This window comes from Paenibacillus chondroitinus NBRC 15376, from assembly GCF_004000765.1.
In the GTDB taxonomy this organism is placed as follows: Bacteria; Bacillota; Bacilli; order Paenibacillales; family NBRC-103111; genus Paenibacillus_E; species Paenibacillus_E chondroitinus.
In genome coordinates, this window is the sequence record NZ_BILW01000076.1 from 1 (window position 1) to 15,740 (window position 15,740).

Annotated in this window: 13 protein-coding genes and 1 pseudogene; 11 read left to right on the forward strand and 3 right to left on the reverse strand. The window is 41.5% G+C overall.

What is annotated here, in order from left to right; genetic code table 11:
- Nucleotides 1-228 precede the first annotated feature (228 nt).
- Nucleotides 229-1,266 (forward strand): annotated as a pseudogene (locus PCH02S_RS37170) (IS110 family RNA-guided transposase); the annotation flags it as partial.
- A 1-nt stretch (nt 1,267) separates the two neighbouring features.
- Here PCH02S_RS37170 and PCH02S_RS34480 read toward each other — a convergent pair.
- The 3 genes from PCH02S_RS34480 to PCH02S_RS34490 are packed head-to-tail and all read right to left on the reverse strand — an operon-like array spanning nt 1,268 to nt 4,945.
- The gene (locus tag PCH02S_RS34480) at nt 1,268-2,317 is read right to left on the reverse strand and encodes a Ger(x)C family spore germination protein (protein WP_246069414.1); all 1,050 of its coding nucleotides are present in this window, start codon (nt 2,315-2,317) and stop codon (nt 1,268-1,270) included.
- 38 nt (nt 2,318-2,355) lie between these two features.
- Nucleotides 2,356-3,465, reverse strand: coding sequence for a GerAB/ArcD/ProY family transporter (locus PCH02S_RS34485; protein ID WP_127458625.1), 1,110 nt, complete (start codon nt 3,463-3,465; stop codon nt 2,356-2,358).
- A 1-nt stretch (nt 3,466) separates the two neighbouring features.
- Nucleotides 3,467-4,945: a spore germination protein gene (locus PCH02S_RS34490; protein WP_127458626.1), complete on the reverse strand. Its 1,479-nt coding sequence runs from the start codon at nt 4,943-4,945 to the stop codon at nt 3,467-3,469.
- Nucleotides 4,946-6,030: 1,085 nt separating this feature from the next.
- On the opposite strand from PCH02S_RS34490, the gene PCH02S_RS34495 reads away from it, so the two are divergent.
- The 10 genes from PCH02S_RS34495 to PCH02S_RS34545 all read left to right on the forward strand — a co-directional run bounded on the left by PCH02S_RS34495 (nt 6,031) and on the right by PCH02S_RS34545 (nt 15,651).
- The gene (locus tag PCH02S_RS34495) at nt 6,031-6,876 is read left to right on the forward strand and encodes a sugar phosphate isomerase/epimerase family protein (protein WP_127458627.1); all 846 of its coding nucleotides are present in this window, start codon (nt 6,031-6,033) and stop codon (nt 6,874-6,876) included.
- 312 nt (nt 6,877-7,188) lie between these two features.
- Nucleotides 7,189-8,076 carry a carbohydrate ABC transporter permease gene (locus PCH02S_RS34500; protein ID WP_127458638.1) on the forward strand — a complete coding sequence of 296 codons (888 nt, stop codon included), beginning with the start codon at nt 7,189-7,191 and terminating at the stop codon, nt 8,074-8,076.
- Entirely contained in the window at nt 8,073-8,897 is an 825-nt protein-coding gene (locus PCH02S_RS34505) for a carbohydrate ABC transporter permease (protein ID WP_127458628.1), read from the forward strand. The genes PCH02S_RS34500 and PCH02S_RS34505 overlap by 4 nt, the downstream gene beginning before the upstream one ends.
- Nucleotides 8,898-8,971: 74 nt before the next feature.
- Nucleotides 8,972-10,342 carry an ABC transporter substrate-binding protein gene (locus PCH02S_RS34510; protein WP_127458629.1) on the forward strand — a complete coding sequence of 457 codons (1,371 nt, stop codon included), beginning with the start codon at nt 8,972-8,974 and terminating at the stop codon, nt 10,340-10,342.
- 43 nt (nt 10,343-10,385) lie between these two features.
- A complete protein-coding gene (locus PCH02S_RS34515) occupies nt 10,386-11,129 on the forward strand; it encodes a glycerophosphodiester phosphodiesterase (RefSeq protein WP_127458630.1) in 744 nt (247 codons plus the stop codon).
- Between the two features lie 72 nt (nt 11,130-11,201).
- Nucleotides 11,202-11,882 (forward strand): MgtC/SapB family protein, encoded by a 681-nt coding sequence (locus PCH02S_RS34520; RefSeq protein WP_127458631.1) that lies wholly within the window; start codon nt 11,202-11,204, stop codon nt 11,880-11,882.
- Between the two features lie 340 nt (nt 11,883-12,222).
- Nucleotides 12,223-12,702 (forward strand): polysaccharide deacetylase family protein, encoded by a 480-nt coding sequence (locus tag PCH02S_RS34525; protein ID WP_127458632.1) that lies wholly within the window; start codon nt 12,223-12,225, stop codon nt 12,700-12,702.
- Between the two features lie 548 nt (nt 12,703-13,250).
- Nucleotides 13,251-13,913, forward strand: a complete 663-nt coding sequence (locus tag PCH02S_RS34535; protein WP_127458634.1) for a hypothetical protein — start codon at nt 13,251-13,253, stop codon at nt 13,911-13,913.
- A gap of 544 nt (nt 13,914-14,457) precedes the next feature.
- On the forward strand, nt 14,458-14,868 hold the full coding sequence (locus tag PCH02S_RS34540; protein WP_246069416.1) for a VOC family protein: 411 nt from the start codon (nt 14,458-14,460) through the stop codon (nt 14,866-14,868).
- Between the two features lie 249 nt (nt 14,869-15,117).
- A complete protein-coding gene (locus PCH02S_RS34545; RefSeq protein WP_127458636.1) occupies nt 15,118-15,651 on the forward strand; it encodes a hypothetical protein in 534 nt (177 codons plus the stop codon).
- Nucleotides 15,652-15,740: the final 89 nt, after the last annotated feature.

Genomic DNA, 15,740 nt, shown 5'->3' on the forward strand with positions numbered 1-15,740 from the left:
CATACTAACGGCTGCCGTTGTCCGTTGAAGTAACGGGCAGGTTAGTTGAATAGAGACAGCGCGGCAGTCGACCATGACGATCAGCTGCCGTTTCCGCGCTAACGGGCAGCATTCCTATTATGAGGAAATATGAGGTTTGAGAAATAAAAAGACTCCTTGGTATGATGTTTATGGGTCCCTGATGCTGGCCAGCGTCGGATCCAAAAACAAAACCAAGGAGACTACAACATGCATTCTACTCAAAATGATCGAATTAATCAAATTACTTTTTCAATTTTAATTATCGGAGTCGACATCGCAAAATTTAGGCATGTGGCGAGAGCCCAAGACTTCCGCGGGGTCGAGTTCGGGAAGCCACTTACGTTTGAAATCAATCGAGAAGGCTTTAAATTATTCGTGAGCTGGTTCAGGAAGATTGCGACGGAGCAGGGGTTCAAGGACGCCATAGTTGGTATGGAACCAACGGGTTACTACTGGGCTAAACCTAGCTCATTTTCTAAAAGAAAAGCAAGTGAAATATGGTGTAGTAAATCCACTGCACGTTAAGAAAAGCAAAGAACTCGATGACAATTCGCCAACGAAGAATGACATGAAGGATGCAAAAGTGATTGCACAGTTGGTCAAAGACGGGAGATACGCTGTACCGAGCCTTCCTCAAGGTGTTTATGCCGAACTGAGAGAAGCCATGAAAATTCGCGAGCACCTAACAAGTGACCTTTGTGTTGTGCAAGCACGTGTCCATAACTGGTTAGATCGGTATTTTCCAGAGTTTCTGACGGTATTTAAGGACTGGGAGTGCAAATCTGCCATCCAAATGCTAAGTCTTCATCTACTGCCGCATGAGCTTGTTTCTGTGCCAGACGAGACGTTGCTGCAGCATTTAAGAGAAGCTGCAAAGCGCGGGCTTGGTCTAGGTCGAAACAGAATCTGAAGGCAGCAGCCAGCCGTTCTGTTGGCATCAAGCAAGGCTCCGAGTTGGCTAAAATGGAGTTAAAGTTTTTGCTGACACATTACGAAAGGCTTATGAACAAACTTGAGGAATTGGAAGCAAAGCTGGATGAACTACTATTGCAGATCCCTCATGTAGAGCAAGTATTGGCTATGAAAGGGATAGGCCGGGACACTATCGCTGGCTTTCTAGCTGAGGTAGGGGACATTGGCCAGTACCGACATCCGAAGCAGATCACGAAGCTCGCTGGACTGAATTTGAAATCAAATTCATCCGGCACACACACAGGACAAACCAAGTTAACAAAGCGGGGCAAGCTTATTTTCGCACATTCGTCAAAGGTTGTATATGAAGCTCATATGTAACGTTAAATTTCATGTTCGCCCAGAGAGTAGACCATTCATCCTCGCTCATGGGCTTCGAAAAAGGACCTAGTGTAAGAGTACCTATTTCCAGAGGGTCCACTTCCGACTTTTGCATTTTCTTTAGCAGCTCAATCGTTTGTTTTTCGAAAAGCGATTTTATCTGTTGATGAATAACCGCTAATTGATTGAGGTTGTCTATATCTCCCTTTCCACGGTACTCTTCAATTCGACCTTTGAGCTCGACGTTGAGAGATAATGTTGAGTAGTCGGAATTTAATTTCATCTTTGTCTCGGAAGTGACATTCCCCATCGTTATTGATAACTCTGGAATGGTAAGGACTTTAAGGTGATGATTATGATCAATCAGTTGGAATATTTGTTCATTTCTCTTATTGATGTTCGTTTGCAGTTTATCGTTTTTGAAGAAGGCAGTTCCTTCGTAGATAAAATGTTCTTTATCTACCTTAAAAAAAGGTGCGACTGGATCGGAGTATGGTGAATAGTACCTTTTCATAAATTGATGTAGATTTACAATAGTCATATCTCCTTGTTTCTTACTTTCATAGTGTTTAAGCAAACGATAAAGAAAATAGCCGGGAATATCTTGTGTTTTTATTTGATTATTAATGTAATCCTCGAAGCTTCCATTGATGATGACAATATAAAGGCGTTGAGAAATATCAAGGTCCGTAAATAAAGTGTTCATAAGTGATGTAATGCCTTTTTTCGCCAGTTCTTGTTCAATAAATACCATACGAAGTTGTCCTGATTTTACTTCCCGATAATAGCTTAAATTAAAATCCTTTCCTCCCTCCTTCAATAGATCGACTTCTTGGGTAAGCATTTTTTTTGATTCAGAATATATGGGTGGTACCAGTGTGCTTATTCTTAGCTTCCCTTCTGCACCCTCAGTAATCGACCACCAAATCACAGGGGAGATTTCTTCGATCTGATTGTTATCTACAAATGGGGAGCATCCAATCATCCATAGCATACTGCTCATTATGACGAGGAACATCGTATGTTTAAACAGCCTCAATGCTAGATAAGCCCCTTTCGTTTGCAAGCAATCAGAAGGAAGGTTGGGATGAACAAGTAGGTAAATGCCCGTAACCAAATCTGTAGGTTCACCAAAGGGTTCTGTTCAGTTCCATCAAACCACTTGTCTAGAATAATCGTACTTATTAAAATCATGATCCAACAGGTTATAAAACCAATTCGATTGCTCTGTTCGTTTAATCTTCCTGAAACTATTCGAATAGCCCCGTAAAACCATAAGAAATAAATGGAAATGGCCCACACATAATAAAACATTTGCAGGCAAATTAAAATGATATCAATTCGCTCAAAAACAGGAGTTTGCAGATAACGAATAAGGTCCGTTACCGGAAATTTGCTTTTGCTCAAGTATTGGGAACTAAAAAATAATAAGGAAACAACAAACATAATCAAATACTCAAAGACAGAAGCGGTATTAGCAAATGTCAAATATTTCAACATCTTTTGTTTTTGGTTTAACCACGGCCCAATAAAGACCAAGTATTCCGGTCCCGAGAACACTTGCCAAATGAATAAAAAATTCTTCCAGGAGACTGTCGACCAGTCTGCGGGGATCAAGGGATATAAATCGTGAAGTGACGCCATCGATGGGAAGAAGAAAGGAATAAAACATACAATCATCCAAGCGGAACCAAAAAAGGCAATAACGACAAAGCGTATCGCATTCGTCATTCCTCGAGAGGCCGCGTACAAACAAATCCCAAAGAGAAATAAAATCAACCACAAAGGATTCATGGAAGGGAATATGATATTATTAATGACTTCCACAGTCCCAAGTGTACTTACATATATTTTGGCAAAAATGAAAAACAGACCAACGAAGGCCAAAACACGAACCATCCGCTTTCCAAATAGCTGAACGAATCCTTGATATCCTTTGGTGGAAATGTCTGATGAAAACCATTTTGCAATCAAGATCATATTCAATTGTGATAAAATCCCCACGGCAATTAATGCCCAAATCATATAGGGATAAACCAATTTGGAAGGAGTGACTAAGACGTAATATAGCATTTGACTTCGGTTGGCCATGAAAAAGACATAAATCCCGCCAAACGTGGCCGTTCTCTCATATAAGGAAGATGCCTTCACATTATTTTCTCCTTTGACTGGTTCGCCATTTCTGTAGGGTATGTAAATATTCAGGACGTTCCTTCATCGAATGGAAAGGACCCCGAATGAAAAGATCTAACCAATCCCTCCAGTAAAGAGGAGCTAAGGGGGCAAAATAAGGTTGTTTCAAAGATGTGATACTATTCAAATGGACAAGAATAACAATGATCCCGAATACTATCCCTAACATTCCGATATAGTTGGCAAGGAAAAGGAAAGCGAATTGAAGCAGTGTGTTTGATTTGGTCACGAGATAATTAGGGACTAGAAACGAAGCGATAGCCGTAATACCTACTAAAACAATTAATATTTTGCTTGCAAAACCGGCTTCAACGGAAGCTTGTCCTACGACAATGCCACCGATCACGCCTAGTACTTGACCCGACTTTGTGGGCATCCTAAGACTTGCTTCTTTGATGATCTCCAGGGTAAGCAGCATTAAAAATGCTTCCCAAAATGGCGTAAACGGCAATTTGGTTCTAGATTCTAATAATACAAAAAGAACTTGCATCGGGAGCATCTGATAATGATGCGTGGCTAACGAAACATAGATCGGGACTAATATTAACGAAAGTACATAGCTTACATATCGCAGCAGCCGCAAAAAACTGGCAACCATCCAGCGATTAATGTAATCCTCTGGAGATTGAAATAGATGAAAAAATGTGATGGGAGCCGTTAACGCAAATGGTGTATTGGCTACTAAAAAAGTAATTTTTCCCATCGATAAAGCGAAAGCGCATAGATCCGGGCGGTCGCTTTGTTGAAATTGCGGGAATATACTATGATAATGATCCTCCATGAATGCCGCAACATGGGACGAATCCATAAAAACATCAAAATCAATGGTAGATAGTTTATTTCTTGCAATATCAAGAAATTCGGGATTGGTCACCCCTTCCATATACATCATGACAACCTCTGTTTTACTTACAGAACCGACAGAAAACCTTTCTGCTTTTAAAGATGTCGATGGAAGCCGTCTGCGAATCATTGTCACATTTTGATCGATTTGCTCACTGAAGCTGTCCTTGGGTCCAAACATAATGGTTTCGGTTTCCGATGTTTCGATGGCGCGAGTCAATGGATTTGGAAGAAATGCTGCCCACCACTGATTCTTCATAGGTTCATAGATAAGGATGGATCCCGTTAATAGTTTCTGCTGACCTTCCTCCATCGTGACAATTCTGGATACCTTAGCTGTGGCTATGCATTCATTTATTTCTTCAAGATCACAGTGGAGCAGCGGTTCGATAACGGATTCATTTAAGCGTTCTTGGTCAATTAATGTTCTTATGTAGAGAAACATCACCATTTGATCATTATTGGTCCTGCGTTCGATGATTTCTGCATCGTCCATGTTGGCCAAAATTTGTCTAAATGAATCTATGGTTAGGACGGTTTTCTGAGGTTCAGGTTTCTCAAAATGGTGTCCAATCTTAAGCTTCTTCCAAAACATAAACACCATCCTTACAAAGTGGGTAGTAAAAGTTGAAAATATTGGTTATGCCTTTATAATTTATCCATGACTGGATCATTTATACCCTTAGGGTTCGTATGTATGAAAACTGTTTCATGAGGTGCATGGGGATACATCAGTATTAAGTCTACAGGGTTTAACAAGTGATAGGATGAACTTTCCAAAATATACACAAAAAAGCAGAGCTGCTTGTAGGGATTAACAACTTATACAAAAAATTATGCTTGAAGCTAAAAGGTTTTCTTGGATGGTTAGAGAAAGATAGGGCAACCAGCGGTAATAGTAGTGTTGGGATTATTTGAAAATGCCGAGTAGTTAAACTAACGAAAGAACGTTAGTGAAAAGCGGAGCGGCGTATTATTCCCAGTTGATCCTGCTTAGAGGCTAACAAAAAAAGACGCTTTTTTTCAGCGCCTTTTTTTGTTCAATATTTCGGGTAGGAATTTATAATTTCGACAAGAGAATTGATACAAGTATTCCTAAAATTGATATCCATATGAAAACTGATTTATATATACTTTTGATAATCGAGTCCTGACTTTTCAAATCATTCCCATGGTTCTCATGCATGGCTAAATCGATGTTTCCCATAGGATTAGAAGAACCTTTAGAGCCTACTCCTTTAAAAAGCAATGTTAATATAAGCAGAATTATAGAACCCATAAAAAGATAATCAGAGATTTGTTGCATTTTATTTACCACCGCCTTATTAACAATATTAGCACATTTTAACAATGATGTGCTAAGCAATTTGTAACTTTATCGTATTTCTAACGTAAAAGTCTCGAAATTTAAACTTCATTAAAGTAACGGGCAGTGTCGGCGGGATCGAGGCTAGTCGTCGAAGCAAACGGGCCTAAGAGGTGTATCGACGGCTTGGACGATTTCACTGCTGACGGTAACACAGTAACGCGGTAATATGGTATTGCAGTATTAAACAAGCATTAAACGAAATAAATTGTAAACGCATTCAAAGTGTAGTAAGATGTATAACACAATGAACCATTGGAAAATTATTCAACGTACACATGGCTAATAATTAAGTAGAGAAGGAGGTATCACTCTTGATCGTAGGTTTAGGGGAATGGGGCTTGCACTACCGAACAATAGAAGATCATTGCAGGATTGCAAGAAATTTCGATCTGCGTTATATGGAGTTGGGAATAGGTGGGGATTTCCCCGGCAGAATTCAAAGAGATATCACCCAACAAGAGATAAACAATCTCCGCACCTGTTTGAATGATTATGGCATCAAAGCCCCGTTCGTCGTTTTGGAGAACGATTTTACTTTGGAGGATTCTGTTCAATACAAACAGATGAAAGACCGTGTAGAACATGACATTCGTCTTGCTTCTCGTCTTGGCGCTTCACATGTTCGATTATTCACAGGATTCGAGCTTGCTTCTGAGATGACAGAGGAGCGTTGGGCAGCTATGCTGGAGGCATTTGCCCGGATGGACAATCTGTGCGTACAACTTGGACTGGTAATCTCCATAGAGACACACGGGCGAAACACACCAGTGAACAATGGATTCATTCATGAGCATACGACGTCCACGGAGTGGCATTCGTTGCAACGGTTGCTTTTGGAATTGCCGGCAACTATCGGATTTAACTTCGATCCCGGCAACCTAAAGGCTGTTGATCCATTAAGATCTTTGACAGATTATGCCCAACTACTCGGGGACAGGATAAACTACTGTCACTTGAAAGATTGGAAACGAGTTGAAGACTACTGGGTGGCCTGCGCACCGGGTGACGATGACTTGAATTATGATGAGCTGCTGAAGAATGTGCCTTTTCAAGGCGTTTATCTGATCGAATATGAACAAGTGAATGACGTTGAAGAAGGAATAGGCAGAAGCTTGGATTATTTGCGTTCCATACGTCCCGAACTGCGAACAGAATAGAAAGCATCACAGTTGATGTGACGCAGGTGTATTATAAATTATATATTTTGTAATTCGAGGGGAATATTGGTTGACACTATCCGTTACTGCGTGTATGATATGAACAAGTTAATAATTGTGATGGAGACTAGGAGATTCACGTAGATTGCATGTCGGCGGACAAGGCAATTTATGTGTTTTTTTTCGCTCTTTTTCACCCGTTTCATCCCAATGAGCGAGACGGTAAATAAAGAAAATGCAGCTTAATGAAAGAAAGGGGTATGGTGTTTGTTGAGAAATGAAAGCGTTTTAAATCGCAAGACAACGGAAGGTATGTCAGCAAGTAAAAAGAAGTGGGGGGAGAACGCATTAGCGTATTTATTTTTGGCACCTTCCTTGGCCTTGTTTGTTATGTTCCTTTTTTATCCTATGGTCAAATCCGTTTACTTGAGTATGACGCTCACGGACCCTCGCGGTAGGGTCGTTGAGTTTGTCGGGCTTGATAATTTCATCGACTTACTTGCATCAGGACAGTTTTATTCAAATTTAAAAGTGACGTTGCTGTTCATCTTGTTTACGGTACCTACTTCCATCCTGTGGTCCTTGTTTTTAGCAGCAATCACTCACAACAAACTGAGGGGCATGAAAATATTTCAGTTCATATTTTCTCTTCCTATCGTCATTTCGGTAGGTACGGGGTCGCTGATCTGGTTCTTGCTTTTTCATCCGACAGCAGGCATGCTGAATTACTTTTTAAGCATTGCACACATCGATCCGGTCCCCTGGTTAACGAGTCCTTCATGGGCACTGGTTTCGATCTCTCTGCTTACGATATGGATGAATATGGGATTTCTTTTCATTGTGCTGTCCAGCGGTCTTCAAGGAGTTCCGGAAGAAATTTATGAAAGCGCTAAAATTGATGGTTCAAGGCCGGTGCGGACATTTATTCAGATCGTTCTGCCGCTTTTGTCGCCAACGATATTTTTCGCACTTATCGTGTCTGTCATAAGCGCCTTCCAAGCCTTTGGACAAATTCATATATTGACAAAGGGTGGGCCGATGAATTCAACGAATGTGATCGTGTATTCCATCTACCAGGACGCTTTCGTTAATTTCCGCTTCGGAATCGGAAGTGCACAGGCTTTGGTGCTTTTCGTGATTATTATGATTTTGACTGTGGTGCAGTTTAAAGTTTTAGAAAAGAAGGTGCATTATCAATGATTGCGAAAAGGATCGCACCCTCCCTGAATTACGTGTTGCTAATTGTACTGGCCCTTGTCGTTTTGTATCCACTGTTATTTACGGTATCCTCATCGTTTATGACAGAGAAGGAAGTTTCCAACTTCCCACCGCCGTTATTTCCTTCTCAGCTGTACCTTGAAAATTTCAAAAATGCTATATCGGGTTTTCCAATCGTGCGCTTTATCTTAAACAGCTTTATTGTATCTTCGGGGATTACGATAAGTCAGGTTATCACATCCAGTTTGGCTGCTTACGCTTTTTCGTTCCTGAATTTCAAAGGAAAGAAAGTATTGTTCGCCGTCTTTCTTTCGACCATGATGATTCCGTGGGAAGTCACCATTATTCCTAATTATTTGACCATAAAAAATTGGGGATGGATGGACAGCTACCAAGGGCTGATCGTTCCATTTATGGCTGGCGCCTTCGGGGTTTTCTTGCTTCGGCAGTTTTTCCTTCAACTGCCTAATGAACTGTTTGATGCGGCAAAAATTGACGGATGCGGGCATCTTCGCAATTTTTACTCGATTGTGCTTCCACTTTCTCGTCCTGCGCTATCTACTTTGGCAGTATATGTCTTTCTTACGCACTGGAACCACTATTTGTGGCCTTTATTAATTACAAATAGGGCATCCATGAGAACCGTGCAAATCGGTGTTGCTATGCTACAGCATGCGGAAGTCATGTCGTGGAATTTGATTTTGGCGGGAGTAACGATCGTTCTGCTTCCTTCATTTCTTTTATTAGCATTGGGTGTGAAACAATTGGTACGTGGAATTACCGCAGGCGCTGTAAAAGGTTAAGCGAACGATGATCCGCCTGTCACCTAACAGGCTTATCATATATATTTATCCACTTTGAGCGAGGAGAGATAGAAATGGGGAAAAAAAGGTTAACGAGTTTAGTTTTAGCTTCAACGATGGTTTTCCTTGCGGCATGCAGCGTAAATATGGGGGAAAGTACGGAAAGCAAGAAACCAGAGGCTACGAAATCCGGAGCTGTCGAGGCCACCGGGCCTAAAAAAGTTGTTTTCTGGCATGCGATGGGTGGAGCAAATACGAAAGTTGTTGATCAGCTGGTCGCCGACTACAACGCTTCTCAGAATAAAATTAAGGTAGAAGCGGTGTATCAAGGAAGTTACGATGATCTGCTTAGTAAACTAAAAGCATCAATGGGTACGAATGAGGGCCCTTCGGTCGTGCAGATGTATGAAATCGGCAGCCGCTTTATGATCGATTCCAAAGCTATTACACCGATGCAAAACTTCATTGATGCGGATAAGTGGGATTTATCACAACTGGAACCGAACATCGCCGGGTATTATACCCTCGGTGGCAAACTGTATTCCATGCCTTTCAATACGTCGAATCCGGTCCTTTATTATAACAAAGATTTGTTTAAAGCAGCCGGTCTTGATCCTGCGAAGCCTCCAAAAACGTTCGAGGAATTGAAAACTGCTGCAGATGCTATTACCAAATCGGGGAAAGCTACGGGAGCGAACTTTGCGATTTATGGCTGGTTCATGGAGCAGCTCTTTGCCAATCAAGGGTCCGAGTACGTAAACAACGGAAACGGCCGGACGGCTCTTGCAACCCAATCTCTGGTGAACACGGAGCCGGGTGTGAAGGTACTGACTTGGTGGAAGGATCTTATTGACACCAAAGCGGCAAACAATCTGGGACGCAAAACAGATGATTCCAAAAAGGCATTTTCCGCAGGCCAGGTTGGTATGATTTTGGAATCCACAGCTGCGCTTAAAGGACTTGTAGACAGTGCCAGTGGCAAATTCGAAGTAGGGACCAGCTTCTTGCCGAAACCGACAGATGCCAAAGAAGGCGGTGTTATTGTCGGTGGAGCCAGCTTGTGGATCATGAATAACCGTCCTGATGACGAGCAAAAATCCACTTGGGATTTCATTAAATTTTTGACTACACCAAAAGAGCAAGCATACTGGCATGTCAATACGGGATACTTTCCGATTACCAAAAAAGCTTATGACGAAGATATTGTCAAGGAAAACTTGAAAAAGTTCCCTCAGTTCCAGACGGCAATTGATCAACTCCATCAAACGAAGTTGAATACTGCAACACAGGGCGCTGTAATGGGGGTATTCCCTGAAGCAAGACAAATTGTTGAAGGAGCGATTGAAGAAGTGCTCAACAACAAGAAATCTCCGAAAGACGCTTTGGATGCTGCGGAAAAAGAAATCACTTCGAAGATTCAAACTTACAACAAAACAGTCAAATAAATAAGTGAATTGGCCTACGTCAGCAGCCGGAAAGGATATTGGAATGCTTACTAACAAACCGATGAATATTGCACACCGTGGGGCCAAAGGAATGGCCCCGGAAAATACACTCGCCGCTTTCCAGCTTGCGTTAAGCCAGGGTTGCGAAGGGATTGAGCTTGACGTTCATTTGACTGCCGACGATCATATCGTTGTATGCCATGATATGACGTTAGACCGGACTACAACCGGGAAAGGCACAATTGCGGAGAAAAGCTTAGCGGAAATCAAAGCCTATGATGCTGGTCTATGGTTTGGCGATGAGTTCAAAGGGGAGACCGTACCTACTTTGGACGAAGTCTTTGATCTGGTACCCGGTAGCATTATGATTAACGTGGAAGTTAAGTACGCATACGAAGGCAGAATGGAGCGTAAGTTAATTGAATTTCTGCGCAGACGTGACCGTTTAAATCATGTTATCGTTTCATCATTCGACCATAAGTGTATCAGAAGGATCAAACAACTGGAGCCGGAAACCAAGATCGGGCTTTTGTATCAAGCTAAATTACTGGATCCGACTGCTTATGCACGTAGTTTGGACTTAGAAGTGTACTCGCTTCATCCTTACTTTCAAATGCTGGATGCGGAGGATGTGACGAAGGCGAAAGAGAGCGGGCTTTATGTCTATCCTTATACGGCCAACGACGAAAAAGATCTCCTGATGTTAGCTGATTATGGGGTATCGGGCATCATTACGGATTTCCCCGGCAGACTGAAAACTTTGCTGCAAGACCGGAATACCCTGTAATCAATTGCTATGCGTAAAGCCCCGGTTTCCGGGGTTTTACTTTTCATTTATTTGGAGAAATGGGGATTTGAAATGAGCCTTCTTGTTTTGGAGAAGCTTAGCATGGCGCTATTATTAGGACTGCTAATCGGGATAGACCGTCAACTCAAACATAAGCCATTGGGTATGAAAACAAGTATGGTGATTTCAGTGGCAAGCTGCTTGATCACTATTGTATCTATAGGAGCAGTTCAAAAATATTCCCTCCCCGGTTATACGAATATGGACCCCATGAGATTGGCGGCTCAAATCATCAGCGGAGTGGGGTTTATCGGAGCTGGCGTTATTTTAAGACGAAGTAATGAGATCATCTCGGGACTTACGACAGCGGCATTGGTATGGGCTGCGTCCGCTCTCGGAATCGCAACGGGAGCCGGATTTTTTCGAGAGGCGACGATGGCTGTCATTCTCATTATTTTCGCTATCAATCTGTTCCCGATCTTTATCAAGCTGCTAGGACCACGAAAGTTGAGGGAGAAGGATTTGGCAATCAATATCGTATTCAGTCCTGAAGGAAACATGTCCACACTTATTGATGAAATCAGTGCTGAATACATGAAGGTGAAGCATATCAAAATTAAAGACTTAAATGAAAACCAGCAAATTCAATTAGTTATTTCAACAGCAGACAAACATCGTACGACAACGGTTTACAGTAAAATCAAGAAGATTCAGCATGTGCTCGCTGCCGAAGTTGAGACGATAAGTAATTAAAATGAATGAACCTGAGGATTACGATAAACCATGATTCTCTGCCAAAATTCAAAATGAGGAGCTTGCCGATGCGCAAGCTCCTTGTTCCCGTTTGATGACATTTTTTCACAGTCTTCTTATCGGGAAATATTAGCAGTGAAGCATGGTTAAGAGCTGCGTATGCATACCGTAATAGTGATGGGAGGCGGTTGTGGCATGATTGGAGAAGGCAGCTCGAACATTTATGCATCCGTAGTAGTAATTTTTGAAACAAAAGAAGTTAATAATAGAGGAAATAAAGTAAGGAATTACTCCTGAGAGGTAAAATCAAGATTTATTTCTATCGATGAGGGGGAAGATTATGGAGCGGATATTTATTTTTATTGTCATCACATTGTTCGTCTATACAATTATACCAACGATGATGATCAGACTCTTTGGTATCGCAGTTTATAAGAAGGGAACAACCGCGCACTCGATCGCTCTGACTTTTGATGATGGGCCGGATCCCGAGTATACGTCTCGTTTGCTTGATTTATTGAAGCAGCATAATGTAAAAGCGACCTTTTTTGTCCTTGGCTTGAAGGCGAAGCAATACCCTGAACTTATCAAACAAATGCATCATGAAGGGCATCTCGTTGGTGTTCACAATTATGTACATGGGGCGAACGCCTTTATGACTCCCAAGAGGGTCCGATTACAGGTAAACAACACAGTCGATGTGATTGATCGCATTATTGGTGAAAGACCTATTTATTACCGGCCTCCAGGGGGAATTATCAACATCTTCGATTTTCTTCTGCTGAAAAACTTTCGCAAAGTAATTCCACATTACCTGTAAGGGGAGTAGACAAGCATATGATCAGCCGGAAAAGGGAGCCGAATTTGGCTCCTCTTCCGGCTGACCACAATTTTACTCCGCAATGTGTTCAATTGTACGCATTTTCTGTTAATGATGTAACATAACTGGTTAGCTATCTGCTTTATTCACAGACTCCCGCCGGTCCTCTTTCCCAATATGCGTATATATCATGGTAGTATTCATATCCTCATTTTCTTGATGGAACCTCGTTGCAAATGTATGACGTAGCTTATGAATCGTTAAAGCAGGTTTCCCGAATGACTCCACATAACGATCAAGCATTTTTTGAGCAGATCTTACGGTTAATCGGCCAACAGCACCTCGTGGTCCGGTAGGGAGTGAAAGAAACAAAGCTGGCTGATTGTCACCTACACGTTAACGACCTTTTCGAACGTTTATGCGCGAAAGGCTGCCGTTTTCTCAACTAAAGGGCAGATTACTTCAATAATCTACTTCTTTAGAGTGGAAAAGGATTTCCATATTACTTTGGTGAATAAATATTGAAAACCATGTGGGGTAGGTGAATTATGCGTAAGTATATTATCGGAGCTATATTTGGAATTTTATTAGGTACATCGATAAGTGCTCATGCAGAAGTGGCTAGCATAGTTGGTAAGGTCATAGAAGGAGATTTTACAGTAATCATCAATGGGCGGACACTTAACAATAAGGCAATAGTTATCGAGGGAACATCATACTTACCTGTTCGTGAAATTGGGGATTCAATTGGGTATAATGTTTCATTCGATCAGAATATAGGAATAAAGTTAAGTCCCAAATTTGATAATACAGGGCTTCAAACCAAGTATCTCCCGATGGTCAAAATAAATGATAATACAGAAATGTACAATGGAGATTTTTATTACTTAGAGTCTGATGGTAACCAATATGCGTCTATTAACTGTTTAATTGGTCCTTATAGTCTTTATTGGACTGGTCGAGATACAGGGGTATTTCATCCAGTAAATAACGGGAAGTCGTCCGTGCAGATATCAGATGTATATATTAAAAGGGCAGATGATGTGACAGTAAAATTGACTAATGATTATGTAAAAGACTCGGAAGCCTTTAGATATAAAGAAATCAGTGGAATGGTTTTTGTTAAATTATCTACTTTAGGTTTGAAAGCAGAAGTTAAATATAATGAAGAGATCAAAGATGACGAACTAATTATCACGAAAAATAAGTGAGATTTGATTACCAAACCAAAATTTGATCGAGATAACCATTACGCTAACGGTGAACGATACTTCAATTACAACGTAAAAGGCAGCCATCCCACTTGGATTGGTTGCCTTTTCTGAAGTAACGGGCAGTTTAATGGAATAATATGTATGGTACAATGGTGTTCTGGAGGTGCATTCATGCAAAAGGCGATTGTAGTTCATTATTGCAGAAAGATAAAAAGAATAACTTAAGTGATTTAAATCAGCTTTTACAAGAGGGATGGAAGGTTGTATCTCAGAGTGCTATGTCAGGCGGTGAGATGGGTGCAACAGTTTATTCACTTGTTATATTAGAGAAAAGTTAGGAAACAATGCTTCAGGATTCACTGAAGAAACGGGGAACGATAGCGAATAAGCAGGGAGCAGCGCGCCACACGGCAGCTGCTCCCTGCTTACGTTAAAGTAACGGGCAGCAACTTACAAAATGTCGGCTGACCGTCGGCATTTTAGTGCTATAATAGTCTTGCTAGATTTTGGCACCAATAATTTCGTCGTATCGGAGTGTGAATTGGCTTTGTGGAATAAGCTGAATGTTGATGTCATTACATTGTTCGTCGTGGATTTGCAGCAAGCGAAATCGTTCTATCAAGAAGTGTTTGGCCTGCCGGTTTTCTTTGAGGATCCGAATTCCGCGGTGTTCCAATTCGGCAACATGCTCATTAATCTGCTTGTGGAGACAGCAGCACACGAGTTGATTGAACCACAGGTTGTCGCAAGACGCGAATCCGGGGCGCGTTTCCAATTCACAATCGGTGTGGAAAATGTAGATGCCGCCTGCGAGGAGCTTCGCAAACGCGGCGTTGATCTTCTGAACGGCCCAATGGACCGGCCGTGGGGCATTCGCACCGCTAGCTTCGCGGATCCGGGTGGTCATATCTGGGAGATTGCGCACAGATTGTCCAAGACGGAGAATGCATAACCCCTAAGCAGCGTAGAGAACCGATCATTGCACTAACGGGACACGATAGCACAACAAGAGTAGGGAGCAGGCCGTCACGGCGCTGCTCCCTGTTTCATTGAAGTAACGGTCAGATTTGTTTAAAAATGGTAGGTACTTCTCACTCCTTAAAATAGTCTGTTAGTGACTGGCGGAATAAAAACACTGTGGTAATATTTAGTACATTGTTATGCTATATTTTGCAACAGTTCCACAGACAAGAGGTGTACGATGGTCGAAGAACTAAAAAAAGAAATTATTAATGAATTAATCCGTTTGATTCCAAAGGCTGTATCAGAGATTAATAAACCTCATAATGATAAGGTATGCTTTATCGCCCTTTATAGAGATGATTACGACCCATTAGTTAGCCTAATACAATTAGGATTGGTAAAGTATCGCCAAGAATGCTTTGAAAGTTCAGGGTTTTCTTTTAATTCAGGGGAACAGCCTGCTAAGTATCAGAATGACCTAACAGACGAAAGATTGAAAGAAAAAGAAAAACTATTAATCTCCATGTTGAACCCAGATGATTATTACGGCGAGTGGTGGAAGGAAACAGAACAGATTATGTTTGAAGTATCCATGAGACTAAACGAATTTGAATGGAATGAAATCTTGGACATATCGGATGATTTTATTGTCTTTGTAGATTGGGAAGCATGGGAGGGCGACTTGTCAGTAAGCGTTCCAAAAGAGAAAATTGAGTATCTCATCAAAGAGGGGCTGTACGATGAGAAATTTATTAAGAAAAGTGATGAATAGATGAGTTCATTGAAATAACGGGACACGATAGTTGAGGAATCAGGGGAGCAGATCGCCGCGGCTGGCAACTGTTCCTTTTTTCGTTGAAA

Bases quoted from the DNA above. Each gene is read 5' to 3' on its own strand.
- PCH02S_RS34490 (WP_127458626.1), bottom strand. From the start codon at position 4,945: ATGTTTTGGAAGAAGCTTAAGATTGGACACCATTTTGAGAAACCTGAA.
- PCH02S_RS34525 (WP_127458632.1), top strand. From the start codon at position 12,223: ATGGAGCGGATATTTATTTTTATTGTCATCACATTGTTCGTCTATACA.
- PCH02S_RS34510 (WP_127458629.1), top strand. From the start codon at position 8,972: ATGGGGAAAAAAAGGTTAACGAGTTTAGTTTTAGCTTCAACGATGGTT.
- PCH02S_RS34520 (WP_127458631.1), top strand. From the start codon at position 11,202: ATGAGCCTTCTTGTTTTGGAGAAGCTTAGCATGGCGCTATTATTAGGA.
- PCH02S_RS34515 (WP_127458630.1), top strand. From the start codon at position 10,386: ATGCTTACTAACAAACCGATGAATATTGCACACCGTGGGGCCAAAGGA.
- PCH02S_RS34505 (WP_127458628.1), top strand. From the start codon at position 8,073: ATGATTGCGAAAAGGATCGCACCCTCCCTGAATTACGTGTTGCTAATT.
- PCH02S_RS34545 (WP_127458636.1), top strand. From the start codon at position 15,118: ATGGTCGAAGAACTAAAAAAAGAAATTATTAATGAATTAATCCGTTTG.
- PCH02S_RS34500 (WP_127458638.1), top strand. From the start codon at position 7,189: ATGTCAGCAAGTAAAAAGAAGTGGGGGGAGAACGCATTAGCGTATTTA.
- PCH02S_RS34480 (WP_246069414.1), bottom strand. From the start codon at position 2,317: ATGAGCAGTATGCTATGGATGATTGGATGCTCCCCATTTGTAGATAAC.
- PCH02S_RS34535 (WP_127458634.1), top strand. From the start codon at position 13,251: ATGCGTAAGTATATTATCGGAGCTATATTTGGAATTTTATTAGGTACA.